Here is a 21,078-nt window from a genome sequence, read left to right on the forward strand (position 1 = left end):
TTGTTTTGTCTATAAGTATAGGAAATATTCATATATTAATAAAAATGAAAGCTGATAGTTCACATTAGTGGAAGCTAGTAGGAGGCAATACATGAGAAAAATTAAATCCGTATTGGTTGCCAACCGTGGTGAAATTGCAATCCGCGTGTTCCGTGCATGTAATGAAATGGGTATCAAAACTGTAGCCATTTACTCCAAAGAGGATACATTATCCTTGCACCGTAACCAAGCTGACGAAGCCTATCTCGTAGGGGAAGGTAAAAAACCTGTTGAAGCATATCTTGATATTGAAGATATTATCCGTATTGCAAAAGAACATGATATTGATGCTATCCATCCAGGTTATGGTTTCTTGTCTGAAAACGAAGAGTTCGCTCGTCGTTGCGGTGAAGAAGGTATCATCTTTATCGGACCTCATGTAGAACATTTAAATATGTTCGGCGATAAGGTTAATGCTCGTGCACAAGCTAAATTGGCAGATATCCCAATGATTCCAGGTTCTGATGGGGCATTGCGTGATTTTGAACAATTAGAAGAATTTGCAAATACTCATGGTTTCCCATTGATGATCAAAGCCGTAAATGGCGGCGGCGGCCGTGGTATGCGTGAGGTTCATCGTAAAGAAGATCTTCGTGATGCATATGATCGTGCTAAATCTGAAGCGAAAGCTGCCTTTGGCGATGATGATGTATATGTAGAAAAACTTATTGTTGAACCTAAACATATTGAAGTACAAATCTTAGGTGATGAACATGGTAATGTAGTTCATTTACATGAACGTGATTGCTCTGTACAACGTCGTCACCAAAAGGTTGTTGAAATGGCTCCAGCTTTTGCATTGCCATTGGAAACTCGTAAAGCCGTATGTGATGCAGCTGTAAAAATCATGAAAAATGTTGGCTACGTTAATGCGGGTACTGTAGAATTCTTGGTAACTGCTGATGGCTCCTTCTATTTCATCGAAGTTAACCCTCGTATCCAAGTAGAACATACTGTAACAGAAATGATTACAGATATTGATATCGTTCATTCTCAAATCCGTATTGCTGAAGGTTATGACTTACATAGCCCAGAAGTAGGTATTCCAGCACAAGATGAAGTTCCTTGTAAAGGTACTGCAATCCAATGTCGTATCACTACAGAAGACCCTAAAAATAACTTCATGCCTGATACAGGTAAAATCTTGGCATATCGTAGCTCCGGTGGCTTTGGTATCCGCTTAGACTCTGGTAATGCTTTCACAGGTGCCGTAGTAACACCTTACTATGATTCCTTGCTTGTAAAAGCGACTGCATTCGGTCCTAACAACGAAGAAACTATTCGTAAAATGCTTCGTTGTTTAAAAGAATTCCGTATTCGTGGCGTTAAAACTAATATTCACTTCTTGATTAACGTTCTTGAAAATCCTGAATTCCAAAGCGGTAACTACACTGTTAACTTCATTGAAGACCATCCAGAATTGTTTGAATTAAAACCAGACCGCGATCGTGGTACTAAATTATTACGTTACATTGCTGACGTAACAATCAATGGCTACTCTGGTGCAGGTCCTCAAGTGGTACCTGATTTTGAACCAATTCAAATGCCATCTGATTTAGATGTATCTCCAGCAGCTGGTACAAAACAAAAATTTGATGAATTAGGACCAGAAGGCTTCAGTAAATGGTTATCTGATCAAAAACAAGTATTCTTTACAGATACAACATGGCGTGATGCTCACCAATCCTTATTTGCTACACGTTTACGTACCATTGATATGGCTCGCGTAGCTGGTCGTGCTGCAAAAGGTGTTCCTAACTTATTCTCCTTGGAATGTTGGGGCGGTGCTACATTCGACGTATCCTATCGTTTCTTACATGAAGATCCATGGGAACGCTTACGTATGTTCCGTCGCGAAGTGCCTAATACATTACTTCAAATGCTTATTCGTGGCGCTAATGCTGTAGGTTACACATCTTATCCAGATAATGTAGTTCGTCAATTTATCCAACGTGCTGCTGCTAATGGTATTGATGTATTCCGTGTATTCGATAGCTTAAATAGCCTTGATAATATGCATGTAGCTATTGATGAAGTTCGTGCACAAAACAAAATTGCTGAAGTAGCATTGTGCTATACAGGAGATATTCTTGATAGCAACCGTCCTAAATACAATTTAGACTACTATGTAAATATGGCTAAAGAGCTTGAAAAAGCGGGTGCTAATATTATTGCTATCAAAGATATGGCTGGTTTATTGAAACCTCAAGCTGCTTATAATCTTGTATCTGCCTTAAAAGATGCTGTTACTGTACCGATTCATTTACATACACATGAAGGTTCTGGCAATGCTATCTATTCCTATGGTCGCGCTGTAGATGCTGGTGTAGACGTTATCGACTTAGCATACTCTGCATTTGCTAATGGTACATCTCAACCTAGCATGAACTCCATGTACTATGCATTGAGTGGACATGACCGTCAACCTGAAATGAACATTGATTACATGGAAGAAATGTCGCATTACTTTGGCAGCATTCGTCCTTACTACAAAGGTGTAGATAAAGCAGAAGCATATCCTAACACTGAAGTATATCAACATGAAATGCCAGGTGGTCAATATTCCAACTTGCAACAACAAGCTAAGATGGTAGGCCTTGGTGATCGTTGGGCTGATATTAAGAAAATGTACCACCAAGTAAACATGATGTTTGGTGATATCATCAAAGTAACGCCATCCTCTAAAGTTGTAGGTGATATGACATTGTACATGGTACAAAATAACTTGACTGAAAAAGATATTTACGAAAAAGGCGATGTATTAGACTTCCCTCAATCCGTAGTTGAATTCTTTGAAGGTCGTCTTGGCACTCCATATCAAGGTTTCCCTGAAGAGTTACAAAAAATTATCTTGAAAGGTGCAAAACCAATCACAGTTCGTCCAGGTGCAGTATTGCCTCCAACAGACTTTGAACATGTTCGCAATGAATTGAGTGAAATGGGTGCTCAAACAACTGATGAAGATATCAGTGCATACTGCTTGTACCCTAAGGTTTACCAAGATTACAATAAATTTAAAAAAGACTTTGGTAATGTATCTGTACTTGATACTCCAACATTCTTCTTCGGTATGAAACGGGGCGAAGAAATTCAAGTAACTATCGAAAAAGGTAAAACACTTATCATCAAAATGAACGGCTTATCTGAACCAGATGAAGATGGTAACCGTATCGTATTGTTCGAGTTCAATGGTCAACCTCGTGGTATTAAAGTTCATGATAAACATGCTAAGACTACTGGCGTTGTTCGTCGTAAAGCGGATGAATCTAACCCTGGTGAAATTGGTGCTACATTGTCTGGTTCCGTTGTTAAGATTCTCGTTAAAAATGGTCAATCTGTAGCTAAAGGTGAGCCATTGATCGTTACAGAAGCGATGAAGATGGAAACTACAATTACTGCTCCTATCGATGGTATCGTAGAAGAAATTCTAGTTCGTGAAGGTAGCCGCATCGAATCTGGCGACTGCTTGCTTCGCGTTGAAGATGCTCCTAAACGATAGTTAGAATAGTAGATAAAATTAAAAATATTATTTCTAAAGTATTTCATAACATAAAATGCTCTAGAATAATGGAAGAATCCCTAGGAAATCCTAGGGATTCTTTGTATTTTAAAGGCTTTCATGGTACTATATATAGTAGAGAAAATGGGCGTATTATGCACTATTTTAGAGTGATTATTAAAAAAGGAGTAGTAACAGATGAGATGTCCTTATTGCCAACACACAGACACGAAGGTAACAGACTCTAGAACGACTGATGAAGGTAATAGTATTCGCCGTCGCCGCGAATGTATCAATTGTGGCCGTCGCTTTACTACCTATGAAATTATAGAAGAAGTACCACTTATGGTGTTAAAGAAAAACGGACGTCGTGAATTATTTGATCGCGGTAAATTATTAAATGGTCTATTGCGCTCTTGTGATAAACGTACCGTACCAATGTCTGTGATGGAACAAGTAGTGAATGATGTAGAGCGTGATATTCGTAATGAAATCAACCAAGAGGTAACTACTGATCGTATAGGTGAACTTGTATTGCAACAATTAAAAGATATCGACCAAGTTGCATACGTTCGCTTTGCTAGCGTATATCGTAAGTTTGATAATATTGATAGCTTTATGGAAGAACTGAAAGCATTAAAAAAACTAGATGCTAAAAAACCAAAACGTAGTTAATTACTAATAGTATATGTGAGGCTTTATGATAGATTTACACTGCGATACGATTATGAAGTTAATAGATTATCCTAGTAATGGAGATTTGTATTGTAATACTTGGAAAATCGATATAGAAAAATTACAAAAGGCTCACAGCAAGGTGCAGGATTTTGCATTATTTATCAATCTTGGTGATACAAATGACCCTTATGGTCGTTATGAAGCGATGCGTAATTTATGTACATCACAAATTCATCACTATGGAGAGCACATACAACATGTGCTCTCTTATCAAGATGTAGAGTATGTATATGAGACTGGCAAGATTGGAGCTCTCATGTCTATTGAAGAGGGCGGCGTACTAGGTGGTGACTTAGATAAACTTAAACAAGCTTATCAAGATGGGGTTCGACTTATTACGCTTACCTGGAATTATCCAAATGGACTGGGTGAGCCACATTGTGGTGAGCAGCATAAAAAATTAACATCAAAAGGCGTTGAATTTGTAGAGGCTATGCAAGATTTAGGGATAATCGTCGATTGTTCTCATCTGAATGATGCTGGTACTGAGCAATTAGGAGATATTTTAGATGTACCATTTGTAGCATCACACTCCAATGCACGTGAAGTTACAGCCCATACTAGAAATCTACCAGATAATTTGATTAAGCTTATTGCTGATAAGGGTGGTGTGATAGGCCTTAACTTTGCCCAATCTTTTTTAGGCACATCACCGATAAGTCGAATTGAAGATATCGTAAATCATGGTTTATATCTTATCAATAAAGGCGGGGAGGATGTAGTTGCATTAGGAACCGATTTTGATGGTATTAAGCCGGATACAGAAATTAAAGACACTTCTGAAATGTATCGATTATACGATGCATTTAAAGAAGCTGGTTTATCTGTGGAACAATGTGAAAAATTATTCTGGAAAAATGCAGATAGACTGTTAAAGGAGATTTTATAATGACTGATTTAAATCCAATCATTGCAGATCGTTTTACAGAACATCTTGAGGTTTTCGGTAAGACTATGGAGCACATGGATACGATTCAAGAGATTGCGTACCGTTGTAAGTCTGCCCTTGAAAATGGTAATAAAATTTTATTCTGTGGTAATGGTGGCTCTGCTGCTGATTCTCAACATTTAGCAGCTGAATTGATTTGTCGCTTTAAAAAGGAACGACGCTCTCTTGCAGGTATTGCATTGACTACTGATACATCTGCATTAACAGCTATTGCAAATGACTATGATTTTGAATCTGTTTTTGCACGTCAAGTAGAGGGCTTAGGCCGTACAGGTGACGTTCTCATTGGGATTTCTACATCTGGGAACTCCAAGAATGTTGTAAAAGCTGCAGAAATGGCCCGTTCTATCGGCATGCACACCATAGCTTTCACAGGTGAAGGCGGTGGAAAACTAGGTGAATTATGTGATATTACATTAGCTATTCCGAGCAATGTGACAGCTCGGATTCAAGAAATGCACATTCTAGCAGGTCATATAATGTGCGAAATCATTGAAGAAGATTATTAACCGTTACGGTCATATTTATAAATAGATACATGTTTGAAACCCGATTTCTTAGATAACTCGTTATACATGTATATTGTGGTAAGGAATAGGTGGATTATGATAAATGCTACCATTAATCAATTTTTGACAAAACAACTACCCAATCTAAAGATTGCCGTTATAGGTGATGTGATGGTAGATCGTTATGTTTTTGGTGATGTAAGTCGTATTTCTCCGGAAGCACCGGTTCCTGTAAACCGCGTGGCAAAGATGAAAGAAGTGCTTGGTGGCGCTGGTAATGTTGCGTCAAACTTATCAAATTTAGATTGCACAGTATATCTTGGTGCTATTGCTGGTAATGATGACCATGGTCGTTTATTACAACAATTGCTAAAGGCTGATAAGATTGATACAACAGGTTTATTAACGAGTGATAATCGTTCTACCATTACTAAAATGCGTATTCTAGGCGATCGACAACAGATGATGCGTCTTGATTTTGAAACGATTACAGATTTAACAAGTGAGGAAGAGAAACGACTGTCTGCTTGGCTAGAAAATCTTTGTAAGGCTGGTATCGATGGTATTGTTGTATCTGACTATGGCAAAGGCGTTTGTACACCAACATTGCTAAAAAAAATCTTTAGTTTAGCTAAGGCGTATGGTGTACAAACCATTGTTGATCCTAAAGGTTCAGACTGGTCTAAATATAATGGTGCAACCTGTATTACACCGAATGTAAAAGAACTAGGTGAATGTGTAGGTCATAAGTTAGCTAATGATGATGCCACCATCGTAGAGGCAGCTAAGTCAGTACTGGCTAATGTTGATTTAGAATATATTGTAGCTACACGGTCAGCAAAAGGGATTACTGTTATTGCAAAGGATGGACGCACATGGCATAATCCGGCTACACAACAAGAGGTATTCGATGTAAGTGGTGCAGGCGATACGGTTGTATCTATGATGATGACATGCCTTGCTAGCGGTCTATCTATGCGTTTGGCATTACATATTGCAAATGGTGCTGCTGGCATTGTCGTATCTAAGGTGGGCACATATCCAATCCACCGATCTGAACTATTGGATTTATGGCATTCTTATAAGCATAGTGTTCAATCTAAACCTTTATATACAAAAGAAGAGATGAAGCAACTTATTGCACAATGGCAAAACAAAGGTGAAACTGTTGTGTTTACTAATGGTTGTTTTGATATTCTTCATCGTGGACATATTACGTATTTACAAGAGGCGGCTCAGTTAGGCGACCATTTAATTATTGGATTAAATTCCGATGCTTCTGTTAGACGCCTAAAAGGGGAAACGCGTCCCATCGTACGTGAAGAGGATAGAGCTGCATTATTAAGCGCATTGCGTTGTATTGATGGTGTGGTGTTATTCGAAGAGGATACACCAGCTGAACTATTAGCTTATTTACGTCCTAATACGCTTGTTAAGGGCGGCGATTATAAGATAGAAGACATTATTGGACGTGAGTCCGTAGATCATGTAGAGGTGCTTTCATTTAAAGAAGGTTATTCTACATCAGATATTGTAGGGAAAATAGCTACTATGGCTAAGGAGGGTAAATTATGATTATCGTAACAGGCGGTGCTGGTTTTATTGGCAGTAATATTGTGAAAGCGTTAAATGACCGTGGTCGTACAGATATTCTTATTGTTGATGACCTTACAGATGGTCGTAAAATCCGAAATATTCAAAATCTAGAATTCTTAGATTATATCGATTGTGATGATTTTGATTGTGCTATCGCTGACGGTACATTCGATGTGGGCCCTATTGAAGTCGTATTCCACGAAGGCGCTTGTGCAGACACAATGGAATATAACGGCAAATATATGATGAAGAACAACTATGAAGGTTCTAAAAATCTATTCCATTATTGCCAAGACCGTCGTATTCCATTCATCTATGCATCCTCTGCATCTACTTATGGCAATGGTACTAATGGTTTCGTAGAAAAACCAGAAGCCGAAGAAGCCCTCAATCCATATGCGTACTCTAAATTGTTATTCGACCGTTATGTGCGTAAATATGAAGGTGAGTATACAGCGCAAGTTGTAGGTTTACGTTACTTCAATGTATATGGTCCTAATGAAGCTCATAAAGATAAAATGGCTTCCTTAGTTCGCCAAATGTTCTACAAAAATAAAGAAACTGGTATTATCAATCTATTTGAAGGTACAGATGGCTACGAAGATGGTGGTCAAACACGTGACTTTATCTATGTTAAAGACGTAGTTAATGTAAACTTCTACTTCTGGGAGCATCCAGAAATTTCTGGTACTTTTAACTGCGGTACTGGTAATGCTCATAGCTTTAATCAATTCATGCAAGCTGTTATTGACTACAACGGTAAAGGCAAGATTGAATATATTCCATTCCCTGAGGTATTAAAAGGTAAATACCAAAGCTTTACTGAGGCTGATACTACTAAATTATTGGCTGCTGGTTATGATAAAGGGTTCCATAAAATGGAAGATGCTGTTAAAGAATATTGTGAACTACTCGATAATAACGAAGGGTATTTACGTTAATGCGCAAGGTATTATTTTTAGATCGCGATGGTGTTATCAATAAAGATGTTAGCTATTTATATAAAATCAGCGATTTAGAATGGGTGGATGGAGCTAAAGAAGCACTAGCTTATGCGTATAACAAGGGCTATGACCTCATTGTAGTGACAAATCAAAGTGGTGTAGCTAGAGGTTATTATAAGGAATCTGATGTTCAGATTTTACATGATCACATGGCTCATGAACTAGATCGCAGTGGGGCACCAATTTTACATTTTTATTATTGCCCTCACCATAAAGAAGGATCTGTGCAACTTTATGCTGTCGATTGTGAATGTAGAAAGCCAAAGCCTGGTATGATCAATCAAGCTATTAAGGATTATGATGTAGATCCTAAAGCTAGCTTTCTTATCGGTGATAGTCAGCGCGATGTTGATGCAGCAGAAGCGGCTGGTGTAAAAGGCTATCTATTTACAGGTACAAATTTGTTAGATTTTATTAAGACTATTATTTAGTCAATTATTTATTTTACGCTTACTTTAGAGTAAATCAGATTCAACGGTGTTATGAGGCTTTTTAGTTGTGGTGTTGTATTTTGGGAGGCTATATGAAAGATTACAAGAATATACTCATCATTAAGATGAGTTCTTTAGGTGATGTAATTCATGCATTGCCTACCTTGTATGCAGTGCGTAAAAATTGGCCTAATGCGCATATTACATGGGCTATTCATGAACAATTTGAGAGTCTCCTACCAGGTAAACCATGGGTAGATGATGTAATCATTATCGACAAGAAACAACTTAAAAAGCCTGCTTATTTATGGCAGTTACGTAAGGATTTACATAGCCGTCATTTTGATATGACTTTAGACCTTCAATGTATTGCAAAGAGCGCCATTGTATCATTATTATCTGGTGCGCCTGAAAAATATGGCTACTGGGAACTTCGTGAAGGCAGTAATTTAGTTAATAAAGCACTTGTTGGTGAACATAAATACGATCATGTTATCGAACGATACCTCGATACCGTACGTGCTCTTGGAGGCGATGTAGAAGGCGTAGAGTTTCCTATGCCTGCTTATGTGGAGGCGGAGAAGTCCGTTAAGCATAAGTTACAATCTCATGGTGTAGAAGATGAATATGTAGTAGTTGTACCAGGTGCTCGCTGGATTGTTAAGGAATGGCCACTTCTTAACTTTGGTGAGCTATGTATCCGCTTATGTGAATCAGGTAAAAAAGTAGTTATTGCTGGTGCTCCAGATGATGCAGAAAAAGGAGCTTTCATAGAAAACTATGTGAAAAATAAGAATCTCATTAACCTAGTGGGATCTACATCCATGCCAGAGCTAATTGAGTTGATTCGACACTGTGAAATTTTCATCAGTGCTGATACGGGCCCTTTGCATATTGCTAATGCTCTGAAGCGGCCTTTGATTGCATTATTTGGAACCACATCTCCAAAACGAACTGGTCCATATGGAGGGAGTCATGTACATCTTATTATTTCACCTACATCAAAGGCTACACCTGAACAGCCATTAGTAGATGATCCTGATTGTATGGCTCAAATTCCTGTAGATGCTGTGTGGTCTGTATATGAGCAAGTAATTGGAAAGGAACTATAATGGAACTTGATTATAAACGCATTGTGGTCACCTTTCTCATGCACTTAGGTGATGTTATTTTAACGACTCCATTCTTAGAGGTGCTACGTAAAGCGGCTCCACATAGTCATATTACATATGTAATAGATGAAAAACTGCAACAAGTGATGCAATATAATCCAAATATTGATGAACTTATCGTTGTAGATAAAAAGGGGCGTCATAATAGTATTTCTGGGCTCAATGAGATAGCTCGAGAGATTAATGCAAAGGGTAAACCTGATATCGTTATCAATTTACACCCCAATGAACGTACTTCCTATTTAGCCTGGAAGATTCATGCGCCCATTACGACTGGTATGAGTCATTTTTTATTTAGACCATTTATGACAAAATACACCCGTCTAGACCGTAAAACACGCCACGCTGCAGATATGTACATCAATGTACTGGAGCAATTAGGTGTAACGGATATTTCTAACTCTGGTTTACACATTGAAACTTGTGAGGCCTGGCGCCGTGAGGCTCAGGAGTTCTATGCTAGTCATGGTTTAACAGATAGTGATACACTCATCGGTTTTAATATTGGTAGTGCTGTTCCTGAGAAGCGCTGGCCTGCTGAACGATTTGCTCATGTAGCTGATCATTTCGGTCGTTTAGGGTATAAGACGGTATTCTTTGGTGGCCCTATGGATCTCGAAATGGTGCAACCTGTAGTGGAACAAATGGAAACGAAACCGATTGTGGCTACTGGAAAATTCCAGTTAGGACCATTGGCGGCGGCAATGAGCCGCTGTAATCTATTGATTACAAATGACTCTGGTCCTATGCATGTGGCCATCAGCCAAAAGGTGCCAATTGTGGCGCTTTACGGTCCATCAAACCCATTCTTTTATGGTCCGTACCAAGCTCATGCTATCGTTCTTGAAACGATGGACTCCTATGAGGTTGGTAAAAGCATGAAGAAGATTATTAAAGAAGGAAATTACAAAGGTTTGTCCGTAATTTCTGAAGAACAGGTCATTAAAGCAGCGGAAACGTTGCTTTCAGAATCGAAATAAACATATGAACTATATTGTATTTGATTTAGAGTGGAATCAACCCTATAGCAATGACATTAGCTTTATGAAGCGCACAAAAATGCCACTAACTGGGGAAATCATTCAAATCGGAGCGGTAAAACTGAATGAAAAGATGGACATTGTAGATCATTTTACAATGTTCATCAAACCACAATACCTGCCACGGATGCATAAACATGTCCGTGAATTGACAGGTATTACATCACGAGAACTCGATCATGGTGTGCCCTTTAAGACGGCTATGCAGTACTTTCAAAATTGGTGTGGTGATGAGTATATGTTGTTATCTTGGGGGTCTGATGATATTCTCATATTGCGTGAAAATCTAATGCTTCATAGGATGAAAGCTTTATCTTATGATCAATGGGTAGATGCACAGATGATTTATGCGTATCAGCGATATGGTACGAGTCAACAGTATTCTGTGGCTCATGCCATGGAGGACCTAAATATATCTACGGAGCATTTATCTGCTCATAATGCATTACATGATGCTGTATTTACGGCTCATATATGTCAAAAGCTAGATATACAACAAGGTATTTTACATTATGATCTAATTCGAAAGGAAAGTAGTAATCCTTTCTTATATCCACCAATTTTAACGTTCTTTATGTATGAGAACTTTCCTGAAAAGAAGCGCATTGTTCATGATAGAAGGGTTCGATTATCATTCTGCCCGTATTGTCAGACCCGCTTGGAAATGACGCGACCAGAACGATTGCAAGGTGATAAGCATCTCGCTATAGGCGTTTGTCCTAAACATGGCGATTTTGCAGTGCAACTTAAAGTTGGAAAATATACGATTAAGTCCGGTAGTACTAAATTCTACGTTACAAAGGTATTAACGCATTGTACGGACGAAATTCGTTCTCTATATACTCAGAAGTCTGAAATTAATCGAGAGAAAGAGCGAAAATATTTGGAATTTCGCCGGGCGGAACTTGAAAAGGACCGCCAAAAATAATTTTATTAATTCCTGTTCACATCTATAGTTTCTTAATTATTAGCTTGTGAGCATTTAGAAAGGATAGATTATGGAACGCAAATATGCATGGCATAATTACGACGATGCCACTATGGAAAAGGTATATGCCTTAAGTGATACATATCGTCAATTTTTAGATAATGGTAAAACAGAACGTGAATGTGTTGTACAGGCCGTTGAATTTGCAGAAGCAAAAGGATATGTAAATTTAAAAGATATTATTAAATCCAATACGCCAATTAAAGCAGGAGACAAGCTTTATTACACACATATGGATAAATCCATTGCTTTATTTAATATTGGTACTGATGATATTGAATTGGGTATGAATATCTTAGGTGCTCATATTGACTCTCCACGTATCGATGTAAAACAAAACCCACAATATGAAGATAGCAATCTTGTATTTTGGGATACTCATTACTATGGAGGCATTAAAAAATACCATTGGGTTGCGATGCCTCTTGCTATTCATGGCGTTGTAGTAAAAACAGATGGTACTCGTATCAACATCAATATTGGGGATAACGAAAATGATCCTGTATTCTGCATTACAGACTTGTTACCGCATTTGGGACAAGAGCAAATGCAAAAGAATGCAGCTAAGGTAATTGAAGGGGAAGCCCTTGATTTACTCATAGGCAGTCGTCCTGTAAAAGATGAAGAAAAAGAAGGGGTTACTAAATTTATTAACAACCTTCTTGAAAAAGAATATGGCTTTGTAGAACGTGATTTATTATCTGCGGAACTCGAAATCGTACCAGCAGGCAAGGCTCGTGATATGGGCTTTGACCGCTCCATGGTTATGGCCTATGGACAAGATGATCGCGTATGTGCGTATACATCCTTAGTAGCTATGCTTGAAGTAGACAATGTTAAACGTACTACTTGTTGCTTGCTTGTAGATAAAGAAGAAATCGGTTCTGTAGGCGCCACTGGTATGCAATCTCGTTTCTTTGAAAATGCAGTAGCAGAAGTTCTCACACTTATGGGTAAACCTAATTCTGTAAGTGTACGACGGACCTTGGAAAATTCTCGTATGTTATCTTCCGATGTTAGTGCTGGCTATGATCCTTTATATGCATCTGCATTCGAAAAGAAAAATGCATCTTACCTAGGTATGGGTGTTGTATTCAATAAATTTACAGGCTCTCGTGGTAAATCTGGTTCTAATGATGCCAATGCTGAATATATGGGCTTTATTCGTCGTGTCATGGAATCTAACAATGTAACATATCAAACTGCAGAGCTTGGCAAGGTTGATCTCGGCGGTGGTGGTACCATTGCTTATATCATGGCCTTATACGGTATGAATGTTATCGACTGTGGCGTGGCTGTGCTTAGTATGCATGCTCCATGGGAGGTTACATCCAAGGCGGATATTTACGAGGCTAAACAATGCTATGTGGCATTCTTAAATGCAGCTGATGAATCAATCTAAAATTATGGGGCTTTCACCAATGGTGAAAGTCCATTCTATGTGAGGTATATATGAATCAAACAGATTTAGGCGCAGCCATAGAGGCAGCGAAGGGAGAGGCAACAGAGGTTAAGACTGTAAAAGTCGATATTTTTGATATTCCTGAAACAAAGGCTAAAGAATATATTTCTAATCGTGAAGAAGTAGCAGAAGCTGCAACACAGGTAATGAAGCCTTACTGTGTAACGGTAAAGCGTGAAACTTTAGATCCTGAAGAAGGGGAGGCTATAGTTGGTTATTATGTAACGGGTGAAATTTTAATGTGTGTCATCCTCGATCCATTTGAAGTGCCCGTTATGAAGGTAGCTCTTGATAAAGGGACCCTTAAAGACTATATTTTAGCGGCCAATGAGCTAACAGAAGACATGTTAACATCTCTTGAAAAATAAGAGGATTTCACATTTTTATGTGTCCTATAAATGGACAAATGTAAAATACTTTAATCTGCTACATTGATGTAGTAAAGAAATTTGTTTATAATAGATGTATTATAGTCATTGCAGATAGGAAGGAAATCCCCATGAATTTAAAAAAAGGTATTGCCCTAGCGCTCACGGCGGCAGCATTGATGGCATTTACAGGCTGTGGCTCAAATGGAACAACATCTAATGGTGAATACAAGGTTGGCGTAGTACAACTGGTTGAACATCCTGCACTTGATGCAGCAAACAAAGGTTTTGTTGATGCTTTAAAAGAAAAAGGCTTGGCAGATAAAATTACCTTTGACCAACAAAATGCACAAGCTGATCAATCTAATTTGAACAGTATTGCACAGCGTTTTGTATCTGATCGTAAAAACTTAATCTTAGCGATTGCAACACCGGCAGCTCAATCTATGGCGAATGCAACTCATGATATCCCAATCTTGGGGACTGCTATTACTGATTACGAAGCAGCAAAACTTGTTAAATCTAATGAAAAACCAGGTGGTAATGTATCTGGTACATCTGATATGAACCCAGTAGAACAACAAGTTGATTTAATTTTACAAGTATTACCAAATGCTAAGACAATTGGTACTATTTATAGCTCTAGTGAAGTAAACTCTCAAATACAAGTTGAGAAAATGAAAGCTTACGCAGCTACAAAAGGTGTTAAGGTTGAAGAAGTTACCGTTTCTAACGTAAACGATATTCAACAAGCAGCACAAAATCTTGTGTCTCAACGTGTAGACGCAATTTATGTGCCAACAGATAATGTAGTAGCTTCTGCGATGAGCAATCTTGTAGCAATTACCGACCCAGCAAAAATTCCTGTGTTTGGCGGCGAAGATAACCACGTAAAAGGTGGTGCTGTAATGTCCTTGTCCGTAGATTACTACAAACTTGGATACCAAACAGGTTTAATGGCAGCTAAAATTTTAACTGGTGAAGCTAAAGTTGAAGATATGCCTATTGAAATGCAAAAAGAATTTAAATTAGTTGTAAGTAAAGATAAATTACAAAAATTGGGCATCACATTACCAGAAGAATTGATGAACAAAGCAACTATGATTTAATACACAACTGGTAAGGAGTTACATATGAACTGGAAAAAAGGTATTGCAGTAGCACTTAGTGCTATCTCTATTATGGCAATGGTAGCTGGTTGCGGTTCCAATACAGCAACTAATGATCAAAAGAAAATCGGAGTTATTCAATTGGTAGAACATCCATCTCTTGATGCCGCTAATAAAGGCTTTGTTGATGGCCTTGCATCTAAAGGTTATAAAGATGGGGAAAACATCAAATTAGACCAACAAAATGCTCAAGCTGACCAATCTAATTTGAATAGTATTGCTCAACGCTTTGTATCTGATAAAAAAGATTTAGTATTAGCCATTGCAACGCCAGCAGCACAAACGATGGCAAATGCATCTCATGATATTCCTATCATGGGTACTGCTATTACAGACTACGTTACAGCGAAACTCGTTCAATCTAACGAACATCCAGGTGGTAATGTATCTGGTACATCTGATATGACACCTGTAGAAAAAGAGGTTGACCTTATTATTGCATTAGTACCAAATGTAAAACGTATTGGTGCAATTTACACATCTTCTGAAATCAACTCCCAACTTCAAGTTGAAAAAATGAAAGCTTATGCAGCTACTAAAGGTATCACTGTTGTAGAAGCAACTGTTTCTAACGTAAATGATATCCAACAAGCAGCTACAAATCTTGTAAACCAAGATGTACAAGCTATTTATACACCAACTGATAATGTATTGGCATCTGCTATGGCTAACTTAGCTCAAATTACTGATGCTGCTAAAATTCCAGTATTTGCTGCCGATGAAGGCATGACAATGACTGGTGGTGTGGCAACATATTCTGTTGACTACTATAAATTAGGTTATCAAACTGGTTTAATGGCTGCAAAAGTGCTTTCTGGTGAAGCTAAAATTTCTGATTTAGCCATTGAAACACAAAAAGATATTAAGTTAACTGTTAATGAAGAACGTGCTAAAAAATTAGGTATCACAATTCCTGAAGCACTTCGTAAAGATATGAAACAATAGAGGAGATTTTGATGTTAGATTTAGTGGTAGGCACCATAACAACTGGCCTTTTATGGTCTTTGTTAGCGGTTGGTGTTTTCATCACCTTCCGTGTATTAGATGTGGCTGACTTAACCGTAGAAGGTACGTTTCCAATGGGGGCGGCCATTTCTGCAATTTTAATTACAAGTGGTATGAACCCAATCCTATCTATCTTGATTGCCGGCATTGGCGGTATGGCCGCAGGTGCTGTAACAGGTTGGATTCATACTAAATTGAAGATCCCTGCATTGCTAGCTGGTATCTTAACAATGATTGCTTTATACTCCATTAATCTTCATATTATGGGTAAAGCTAATGTATCTTTGCTTCGTATGGATACAATTTATACAATTATCGGTAGTGTACTTCATACAGCAAATATGTGGTCTGCAGCTATCGTAGGTATCATCGTAGCTGTTGTAGTTTGCTTATTACTATTCTGGTTCTTCGGTACTGAAATTGGTACAGCATTACGTGCAACAGGTGTTAACCCTCAAATGATTCGTGCCCAAGGTGTAAATACTGACAACATGATCGTTCTTGGTCTTTTGATTTCCAACGGTTTTGTTGGTATGTCTGGTGCATTGATTGGTCAATTCCAAGGCTTTGCCGACGTAGGTATGGGTATTGGTACTATCGTAATCGGCTTGGCGTCCGTAATTATCGGTGAGGTAGTATTTGGTACAAAATCCTTTGTACGTAGCCTCATCGCTGTAGTACTTGGTTCTATCGTATATCGTATCGTTATTGCGGCTGTACTCTATATGGGTATGCCACCAAACGACTTGAAATTATTCACTGCTATTCTTGTTGCCATCGCGCTTTCCTTGCCTACATTGAAAGCAAAATGGTTGGCTCGCTAAGGAGGACACTATGTTAGAAGTAAAAAATATGGTAAAAACCTTCTTTAAGGGCACAATCAATGAAAAAACTGCTCTTCAAGGTATTGATCTTCGTTTAGAAGAAGGCGATTTCTGTACTGTAATCGGTGGTAATGGTGCTGGTAAAAGTACGTTGCTAAACTCCATCGCTGGTGTATTCCCAGTAGATGAAGGTTCCATTACAATCAATGATATTGATGTCACAAAAATGCCTGAATACAAACGTGCTAAATACATTGGTCGTGTATTCCAAGATCCTATGGTTGGTACTGCAGGCAATATGCAAATTGAGGAAAACTTGATCCTTGCTATGCGCCGTGGTAAAAACTTAGGTCTTAAATGGGCTTTCAAAGATAGCGAACAAGCATTCTTCAAAGAACGCCTTGCACTATTAGGTTTAGGCCTTGAAGACCGCTTATCTGCTCGTATGGGATTGTTATCTGGTGGTCAACGCCAATCCATTACATTGTTGATGGCTACTATGCTTCGTCCTGAACTTTTATTACTTGACGAACATACAGCGGCTCTTGACCCTAAGACGGCAGAAAATGTTTTGCAATTGACTGATAAACTTGTGGCTGAACATAACTTAACGACTCTCATGATTACCCACAACATGCGTGATGCATTGCGCTTTGGTAATCGCCTCATCATGATGGATGCTGGCCGCATTATCTATGATGTAAAAGGGGAAGAAAAGAAAAAATTAACAGTTGCCGATTTATTACAAAAATTTGAAGTAGCTGGGGAAAATGCATTGAGCGACCGCATGGTGCTAGGTGCGAAATAATAGAAGAGGGCATAAGCCCTCTTTTATTTATGACATACCTTTACAAGTTAAGGAAGATACTGTATACTAAATAAGGTCGTAAGACATATCGTAAGCGAAGTATTCGAATCTCCAACGGTTACTTAAGCTTATCGGGATTATTTATTTTTTTAGGAGGTAACATTAATGTTAACTACAGAAGCTAAATTAGCAGTAATTAAAGAATACGCTACTCATGAAGGTGACACTGGTTCTCCAGAAGTACAAGTTGCGATTTTAACAAGCCGCATCCAATACTTAACAGATCACTTGAAAGAACACAAAAAAGACCATCATTCCCGTCGTGGTTTGTTGAAATTAGTTGGTCAACGCCGTAACATGCTTGACTACCTTCGTCGTAAAGATATCGAACGTTACCGTTCCCTTATCGAACGTCTTGGTCTTCGTAAATAATAAAATTAGCCGTCCTATAGGACGGCTTTTTTATTTTATTTCTCTATGTTATAATAACGTTAGGCAAAGGGAAACGAATGCCGATAATCTATTGTGGAAACACGAAAAAAGGACAGAGCGGCAACTCTGTCCTTTTTGTTGTGCTAGTTGCTATTTAAATCTACTATCTAGCCACTTGATGATGTAATGGCAAGTTACACCACCTATGATAGTGATAATAAGGGAAACAAAATAATCTATCACGAAAACACCTCCTCTCTGTTGCCAGATTAGGAGTTAGCAACGTGATAAGTATATCATAATAAAATGAACTAACGTATATTATAATAAGTTAAAAAATAGCTTATTTTTAACTGATGATATATAATAAGAAGGTATACATATAAGAAGATTTTTAGGAGGAATAGGAATGGAACAATTCCAAATGGACCTAGCTGGTCGTACGCTTACGATCGAGACTGGGGAACTTGCAAAACAAGCTGGCGGTGCCGTAATGGTTGGTTACGGTGATACTCGTGTACTCGTTACCGCTACAGGTTCTAAAGAGGCGAAGGATATCGATTTCTTCCCACTTACAGTAGACTATGAAGAAAAAATGTACGCTGTTGGTCGTTTACCAGGTGGCTTCATTAAACGTGAAGCACGTCCACCTGAATCTGCGATTTTGAATAGCCGTTTGATTGACCGTCCTATTCGTCCATTATTTGATAAAGGTGTACGTAATGAAGTACACGTAGTGGCAACTGTTATGTCCGTTGATCAAGATTGTGATCCAGCAATCTGTGGTATGATTGGCGCTTCAGCTGCTTTATCCATTTCTGATATTCCTTGGAATGGTCCTATTGCAGGCGTTCGTATGGGGCGTATCAACGGTGAATTTGTTGTGAACCCAACAAAAGAACAATTAGAAGCAACAGATCTTAATATCGTTGTAGCTGGTACAAAAGATGCTATCCTCATGGTTGAAGGTGGTGCTCAAGAGGTTCCAGAAGAAACTATTCTTGAAGTCATCATGGCAGCTCATGAAGAAATCAAAAAAATCGTAGCTTTCCAAGAAGATATGAAAGCAAAAGTGGGCAAGGAAAAACGCATATTTGAAAGTAAAGATGTGCCAGCTGAAATCGCTGATGCAGTTCGTGCGTATGGTCATGATAAACTTGATGCAGCAGTTCGTTGTGCAGATAAACAACAACGTGATGCGCAAGAAAGCGAAGTACGTGCCGATGTATTAGCTCACTTTGAAGAAATCTACCCAGATAACTTGGCGGATGTAAATAAAGCATTTGACGCAATGACAAAAGAAATCGTGCGTCATATGATTACTGTTGAAAAAATCCGTCCAGATGGACGTAAACTTGATGAAGTTCGTCCAATCTCTTGCCGTACAGGTGTATTACCTCGTACACATGGTTCTGGCTTATTTACTCGTGGTCAAACTCAAGTATTGAACGTTGCTACTGTAGCTCCATTGTCTGAAACTCAAACAATTGATGGCATTGGTTTAGAAACAGAAAAACGTTACATTCACCACTATAATTTCCCATCCTTCTCCGTAGGTGAAACTCGTTCCTCCCGTGGTCCTGGTCGCCGTGAAATTGGTCATGGTGCGTTGGCTGAACGTGCATTGGTACCTGTAATTCCTAGTGAAGAAGAATTCCCATATGCATTGCGTTTAGTATCTGAAGTGTTGGAATCTAACGGTTCTAGCTCCATGGCATCCGTTTGTGGCTCCACATTATCCTTGATGGATGCTGGTGTACCTATTAAAGCTCCTGTAGCTGGTATCGCTATGGGTCTCGTAACTCAAGGCGAACACTACACAATCTTAACTGATATCCAAGGCATGGAAGATGCTCTTGGTGACATGGACTTTAAAGTGGCTGGTACAGCAAAAGGTGTAACAGCAATTCAAATGGATATCAAAATTTCCGGCTTATCCCGTGAAATCCTTCATGAAGCATTAGAACAAGCTCATAAAGGCCGTATGCATATCATGGGTATCATGCTTGATACAATTGCTGAACCACGTCAACAAATGTCTCAATACGCTCCACGTATTATTACAATGAAAATTGATCCAGATAAGATTCGTGATGTAATTGGTTCTGGCGGTAAAGTAATTCGTGGTATTATTGACGAAACAGGTGCAAAAATCGACATCGAAGATGATGGCACAGTATTCATCGCTTCTGTAGATCAAGATGGTGCTGCTAAAGCACAACAAATCATTGAAAACCTTACTAAAGAGGTTGAAGTAGGTGAAGTATACCTTGGTAAAGTAACTCGTTTGATGGCATTCGGTGCTTTTGTAGAAGTATTACCAGGTAAAGAAGGTCTTGTACATATTTCCAAACTTGCGAAAGAACGCGTTGAAAATGTAGAAGACGTAGTAAATGTAGGGGATGAGATTATGGTAAAAGTTATCGAAATCGATAAACAAGGCCGTATCAACTTGTCCCGTAAAGATTGTTTAAAATAAGAGGTGTTACATGGATATTCGTGGCTTTGAAGTAGTTTCTGCTTTTGAAGAACAAGATATCAATTTACCGACACGTAAAACAACAGAAAGCGCAGGCTATGATATTGAATGCGCTGAAGCTGTTACTTTAGAACCAGGTCAAGTAGTATTAGTGCCAACAGGTATTAAAGCTTTCATGGCATACGATGAATACCTTGCCATTCACATTCGTTCTAGCATGGCCATTAAACGCCATCTGGCACTCGTGAATAGCACAGGCATTATCGACAGTGATTACTATAATAATGAGGACAACGAGGGTCATATCATGATCGCTCTACTCAATTATGGTAAAGAAACAGTTTCCCTAGAAAAAGGTGAACGCGTTGCCCAAGGCATCTTCTCAAAATACCTTATCACTAACGATGACGATGCTACAGGTATTCGTACAGGCGGTATTGGTAGTACTGGGACTATGTAAACAACATACAATTCTAAATAGAATGGTGAAAGCCGCTCAACTAAAGTTGAGCGGCTTTTTCTAATAAAATTTTTTAAATTAATTATTAACACACACGGATACGTGT

19 protein-coding genes are annotated in these 21,078 nt (G+C 38.6%); all 19 read left to right on the top strand.

Annotated elements, in window-relative coordinates:
- Window positions 1-91: 91 nt before the first annotated feature.
- The 19 genes from QZ334_RS02125 to dut all read left to right on the top strand — a co-directional run bounded on the left by QZ334_RS02125 (window position 92) and on the right by dut (window position 20,972).
- On the top strand, window positions 92-3,538 hold the full coding sequence (locus tag QZ334_RS02125) for a pyruvate carboxylase (protein WP_105094255.1): 3,447 nt from the start codon (window positions 92-94) through the stop codon (window positions 3,536-3,538).
- Between the two features lie 198 nt (window positions 3,539-3,736).
- On the top strand, window positions 3,737-4,213 hold the full coding sequence (gene nrdR, locus QZ334_RS02130) for a transcriptional regulator NrdR (protein ID WP_105081086.1): 477 nt from the start codon (window positions 3,737-3,739) through the stop codon (window positions 4,211-4,213).
- A 25-nt stretch (window positions 4,214-4,238) separates the two neighbouring features.
- The gene (locus QZ334_RS02135; protein ID WP_295231556.1) at window positions 4,239-5,165 is read left to right on the top strand and encodes a dipeptidase; all 927 of its coding nucleotides are present in this window, start codon (window positions 4,239-4,241) and stop codon (window positions 5,163-5,165) included.
- Window positions 5,165-5,734, top strand: a complete 570-nt coding sequence (gmhA, locus tag QZ334_RS02140; protein WP_295231558.1) for a D-sedoheptulose 7-phosphate isomerase — start codon at window positions 5,165-5,167, stop codon at window positions 5,732-5,734. The genes QZ334_RS02135 and gmhA overlap by 1 nt, the downstream gene beginning before the upstream one ends.
- Window positions 5,735-5,830: 96 nt before the next feature.
- Window positions 5,831-7,309: a D-glycero-beta-D-manno-heptose-7-phosphate kinase gene (gene rfaE1 / locus QZ334_RS02145; RefSeq protein ID WP_295231560.1), complete on the top strand. Its 1,479-nt coding sequence runs from the start codon at window positions 5,831-5,833 to the stop codon at window positions 7,307-7,309.
- Window positions 7,306-8,271 carry an ADP-glyceromanno-heptose 6-epimerase gene (gene rfaD / locus QZ334_RS02150; protein WP_005386892.1) on the top strand — a complete coding sequence of 322 codons (966 nt, stop codon included), beginning with the start codon at window positions 7,306-7,308 and terminating at the stop codon, window positions 8,269-8,271. Before rfaE1 ends, rfaD begins: the two co-directional genes overlap by 4 nt.
- The gene (locus tag QZ334_RS02155) at window positions 8,271-8,765 is read left to right on the top strand and encodes a D-glycero-alpha-D-manno-heptose-1,7-bisphosphate 7-phosphatase (protein WP_213466920.1); all 495 of its coding nucleotides are present in this window, start codon (window positions 8,271-8,273) and stop codon (window positions 8,763-8,765) included. The genes rfaD and QZ334_RS02155 overlap by 1 nt, the downstream gene beginning before the upstream one ends.
- A gap of 92 nt (window positions 8,766-8,857) precedes the next feature.
- On the top strand, window positions 8,858-9,877 hold the full coding sequence (locus QZ334_RS02160) for a glycosyltransferase family 9 protein (protein ID WP_024066227.1): 1,020 nt from the start codon (window positions 8,858-8,860) through the stop codon (window positions 9,875-9,877).
- A complete protein-coding gene (locus QZ334_RS02165) occupies window positions 9,877-10,917 on the top strand; it encodes a glycosyltransferase family 9 protein (RefSeq protein WP_295231562.1) in 1,041 nt (346 codons plus the stop codon). Before QZ334_RS02160 ends, QZ334_RS02165 begins: the two co-directional genes overlap by 1 nt.
- A gap of 4 nt (window positions 10,918-10,921) precedes the next feature.
- On the top strand, window positions 10,922-11,905 hold the full coding sequence (locus tag QZ334_RS02170) for a 3'-5' exonuclease (protein ID WP_156719737.1): 984 nt from the start codon (window positions 10,922-10,924) through the stop codon (window positions 11,903-11,905).
- 70 nt (window positions 11,906-11,975) lie between these two features.
- On the top strand, window positions 11,976-13,367 hold the full coding sequence (locus QZ334_RS02175; RefSeq protein WP_195186030.1) for an aminopeptidase: 1,392 nt from the start codon (window positions 11,976-11,978) through the stop codon (window positions 13,365-13,367).
- 50 nt (window positions 13,368-13,417) lie between these two features.
- Window positions 13,418-13,795, top strand: a complete 378-nt coding sequence (locus QZ334_RS02180; protein ID WP_295231565.1) for a hypothetical protein — start codon at window positions 13,418-13,420, stop codon at window positions 13,793-13,795.
- A 131-nt stretch (window positions 13,796-13,926) separates the two neighbouring features.
- A complete protein-coding gene (locus tag QZ334_RS02185) occupies window positions 13,927-14,904 on the top strand; it encodes an ABC transporter substrate-binding protein (protein ID WP_119206687.1) in 978 nt (325 codons plus the stop codon).
- A 24-nt stretch (window positions 14,905-14,928) separates the two neighbouring features.
- Window positions 14,929-15,909 (top strand): ABC transporter substrate-binding protein, encoded by a 981-nt coding sequence (locus tag QZ334_RS02190; RefSeq protein ID WP_178885117.1) that lies wholly within the window; start codon window positions 14,929-14,931, stop codon window positions 15,907-15,909.
- 11 nt (window positions 15,910-15,920) lie between these two features.
- Complete coding sequence (locus tag QZ334_RS02195; protein ID WP_024066234.1) at window positions 15,921-16,793, top strand: ABC transporter permease; 873 nt, start codon at window positions 15,921-15,923, stop codon at window positions 16,791-16,793.
- Between the two features lie 10 nt (window positions 16,794-16,803).
- Window positions 16,804-17,601 carry an ABC transporter ATP-binding protein gene (locus QZ334_RS02200; protein ID WP_024066235.1) on the top strand — a complete coding sequence of 266 codons (798 nt, stop codon included), beginning with the start codon at window positions 16,804-16,806 and terminating at the stop codon, window positions 17,599-17,601.
- Between the two features lie 165 nt (window positions 17,602-17,766).
- Window positions 17,767-18,033, top strand: a complete 267-nt coding sequence (gene rpsO / locus QZ334_RS02205; RefSeq protein ID WP_005386879.1) for a 30S ribosomal protein S15 — start codon at window positions 17,767-17,769, stop codon at window positions 18,031-18,033.
- 409 nt (window positions 18,034-18,442) lie between these two features.
- Complete coding sequence (locus QZ334_RS02210; protein WP_295231570.1) at window positions 18,443-20,512, top strand: polyribonucleotide nucleotidyltransferase; 2,070 nt, start codon at window positions 18,443-18,445, stop codon at window positions 20,510-20,512.
- A 10-nt stretch (window positions 20,513-20,522) separates the two neighbouring features.
- Window positions 20,523-20,972, top strand: coding sequence for a dUTP diphosphatase (gene dut, locus QZ334_RS02215; protein WP_060924693.1), 450 nt, complete (start codon window positions 20,523-20,525; stop codon window positions 20,970-20,972).
- The last annotated feature ends 106 nt before the right edge of the window (window positions 20,973-21,078 follow it).

Source organism: Veillonella sp. (assembly GCF_019414865.1).
GTDB lineage: Bacteria > Bacillota > Negativicutes > Veillonellales > Veillonellaceae > Veillonella.

Bases quoted from the DNA above. Each gene is read 5' to 3' on its own strand.
- rfaD (WP_005386892.1), top strand. From the start codon at position 7,306: ATGATTATCGTAACAGGCGGTGCTGGTTTTATTGGCAGTAATATTGTG.
- rpsO (WP_005386879.1), top strand. From the start codon at position 17,767: ATGTTAACTACAGAAGCTAAATTAGCAGTAATTAAAGAATACGCTACT.
- QZ334_RS02195 (WP_024066234.1), top strand. From the start codon at position 15,921: ATGTTAGATTTAGTGGTAGGCACCATAACAACTGGCCTTTTATGGTCT.
- QZ334_RS02170 (WP_156719737.1), top strand. From the start codon at position 10,922: ATGAACTATATTGTATTTGATTTAGAGTGGAATCAACCCTATAGCAAT.
- QZ334_RS02155 (WP_213466920.1), top strand. From the start codon at position 8,271: ATGCGCAAGGTATTATTTTTAGATCGCGATGGTGTTATCAATAAAGAT.
- QZ334_RS02185 (WP_119206687.1), top strand. From the start codon at position 13,927: ATGAATTTAAAAAAAGGTATTGCCCTAGCGCTCACGGCGGCAGCATTG.
- QZ334_RS02200 (WP_024066235.1), top strand. From the start codon at position 16,804: ATGTTAGAAGTAAAAAATATGGTAAAAACCTTCTTTAAGGGCACAATC.
- QZ334_RS02125 (WP_105094255.1), top strand. From the start codon at position 92: ATGAGAAAAATTAAATCCGTATTGGTTGCCAACCGTGGTGAAATTGCA.
- rfaE1 (WP_295231560.1), top strand. From the start codon at position 5,831: ATGATAAATGCTACCATTAATCAATTTTTGACAAAACAACTACCCAAT.
- QZ334_RS02135 (WP_295231556.1), top strand. From the start codon at position 4,239: ATGATAGATTTACACTGCGATACGATTATGAAGTTAATAGATTATCCT.
- dut (WP_060924693.1), top strand. From the start codon at position 20,523: ATGGATATTCGTGGCTTTGAAGTAGTTTCTGCTTTTGAAGAACAAGAT.
- QZ334_RS02180 (WP_295231565.1), top strand. From the start codon at position 13,418: ATGAATCAAACAGATTTAGGCGCAGCCATAGAGGCAGCGAAGGGAGAG.
- QZ334_RS02165 (WP_295231562.1), top strand. From the start codon at position 9,877: ATGGAACTTGATTATAAACGCATTGTGGTCACCTTTCTCATGCACTTA.
- QZ334_RS02160 (WP_024066227.1), top strand. From the start codon at position 8,858: ATGAAAGATTACAAGAATATACTCATCATTAAGATGAGTTCTTTAGGT.
- QZ334_RS02175 (WP_195186030.1), top strand. From the start codon at position 11,976: ATGGAACGCAAATATGCATGGCATAATTACGACGATGCCACTATGGAA.
- QZ334_RS02210 (WP_295231570.1), top strand. From the start codon at position 18,443: ATGGAACAATTCCAAATGGACCTAGCTGGTCGTACGCTTACGATCGAG.
- nrdR (WP_105081086.1), top strand. From the start codon at position 3,737: ATGAGATGTCCTTATTGCCAACACACAGACACGAAGGTAACAGACTCT.
- QZ334_RS02190 (WP_178885117.1), top strand. From the start codon at position 14,929: ATGAACTGGAAAAAAGGTATTGCAGTAGCACTTAGTGCTATCTCTATT.
- gmhA (WP_295231558.1), top strand. From the start codon at position 5,165: ATGACTGATTTAAATCCAATCATTGCAGATCGTTTTACAGAACATCTT.